This is a genomic window from Nitrospinota bacterium, assembly GCA_035528715.1.
Classification (GTDB): Bacteria; JADFOP01; JADFOP01; order DATKYB01; family DATKYB01; genus DATKYB01.
In genome coordinates this window covers 1-2,083 of record DATKYB010000086.1, presented here as the reverse complement: position 1 = coordinate 2,083, position 2,083 = coordinate 1, and the positions used below count along the sequence as shown (strand labels likewise).

Genomic DNA, 2,083 nt, shown 5'->3' with positions numbered 1-2,083 from the left:
TGGGAATTTTTAACAGAAGGTGCTATGAGTAAACAGCTTCACCCGGGAAAGTCATCTATGAATGGCCTTATGGCTGCCATGCTGGCAAAAAAGGGTTTTACCGGCGCCAGTTATATCTTTGAGGGAAAAAAGGGGTTTTTTAAGGCCACATCCGCTGATTACAATCTTGGGGTATTAACTGATGGACTGGGGGATACCTTTCACACAGCGAGAAATTCTTTGAAATACTATGCATCGTGTGGCCATACCCATTCTGCTATTGATGCAACCCTCAGTGCCTGGAGAGGAGCAAATATGGATGTGACAGCCATACGCTCCGTAACGGTCTATGTATATCAAGGGGCCCTCGATTTACTGGAAAATATAAAGGCACACACCCCTTATCTTGGTAAATTCAATCTGCCTTTTTGTGTTGCAACGGCACTTAATTTTGGACATGTTGACCTGGATGATTTTACGGATAAAAGACTCATAAACCCAAAATTGCTGGCACTTATGGATCTCATCTCCCTTAAAGAGGATCCAAACCTTACCCGGCAGTATCCTCAGAAATGGCCTTCGCGTGTGGAAATAAAGGTGGCAAACGGAAAAACATATAAAGGATTTTGTGAATTTCCCAAAGGTGACCCGGAGAATCCCTTTTCTGAAAAGGAAGTGATTCAAAAATTCAATAAACTCTGTGGAAAAATAATAACAAAGCATCAAAAAGATAGAATTGTAGAGTTAGCCCTAAACCTTGAAAAGATAGATGACGTAGCAAATATATTTCAGGGATAGGTAAATATGTTATTTTGATGCCAATGAATGATAGTGATGAAAATTCAGAAAAAAGACTCAGACATTCTCTTTCCCTCCAATACAACAGGGGGCCAAAGGGTTTTTAGATCTGTTTCATTAGTGGATCAGATTGCTAATACTCTCAGAGATGACATATTGACTGGGAGATTCAAAGGTGGTGACCAGCTCCTTGAAGACTCCCTAAAAAATGAGTTTGATATCAGCCGTACCCCTTTAAGAGAAGCCTTTAGAATTTTAGAGAAAGAAGGCCTTGTTGAGATCCTGCCCCGCAGAGGTACCTTTGTTAAAAGAATTACTAAGCAAGACATTGAAGAAAATTTTCCTGTGCGGGCTATTTTAGAGGGGCTTGCAGCACGTTTGGCATACGAAAACTTGAGAGATCAGGATATCAATGAAATGGGAGAGGTCATTGAATATATGGAGGAGGCAGCTCAAAGAGAAGATTTCATTGACTATGCAAAAAATCACATTGCCTTTCATGAAATCTTTATCAATGCCTCAGGAAATGAAACCTTGATTGCCCTTCTTCACAATCTTCGCATGCATACTTTGTGGCATCGATACACTCATCACTATTATAAAGAAGATTTTAGAAATTCCCTAAAGGTCCATCGCCGAATTATAGATTTATTTAAAGAAAAAAAGGTCTCTGAGGGAGAGATAGAGAAGGTTGTTCGTCAACACATTGAGGTAGCCCTCGGTCCTTTTTTGGCCTCTATGGAAAAACTCGAAGGTAAAACACCAAAGAAAGAATCTATGTGAACGTATAACATCATTATACTGGAGTTTTGAGTTGAACATGAGAACAGATGTTGAGGCATCCATTTTAGGTTATCTAAATCGTATACCATTTATCTCCTTTTATGCTAATACCAGAGGATGGAAATTCGTATTATCCTGGTCGCATCGAATTGCCGGATTAGTTCTTGTCTTATATCTACTGTTTCATATTTACACCCTTTCTCTTCTTTCCAGTCCTTCTCTATTTACTGCTAAAATGGCTTTTTACGACAATTTTTTCTTTAAATTCCTTGAATGGCTTTTAACAGTCCCCCTGATATTTCATGCGCTTAATGGAGCAAGATTGATTTTATATGAGAGCTTTGGCCAAAGAAACAATCAACGGATGATCCGTTGGTCTTTCTCCCTTGGGCTTATCTACGTAGTGCTCTTGGGATTCTTTATGGTACTAGAGAATCAAAATGCACCCATACTCTTTTTTTGGTTAAATACATTCATTATAAGCATTGTTTTTTGTTACTATCTCTATCAAAAAATCTGGAAG

At 38.8% G+C, this 2,083-nt stretch carries 3 protein-coding genes; all 3 read left to right on the top strand.

The window, feature by feature from the left end; genetic code table 11:
• The coding region (locus VMW81_06470; GenBank protein HUU50583.1) for an MmgE/PrpD family protein at positions 1-777 on the top strand (777 nt) is incomplete at its 5' end.
• A gap of 36 nt (positions 778-813) precedes the next feature.
• Positions 814-1,560, top strand: coding sequence for a GntR family transcriptional regulator (locus VMW81_06465; GenBank protein HUU50582.1), 747 nt, complete (start codon positions 814-816; stop codon positions 1,558-1,560).
• A 37-nt stretch (positions 1,561-1,597) separates the two neighbouring features.
• Positions 1,598-2,083 (top strand): hypothetical protein (locus VMW81_06460; protein ID HUU50581.1); only part of this gene is annotated, 486 nt, incomplete at its 3' end.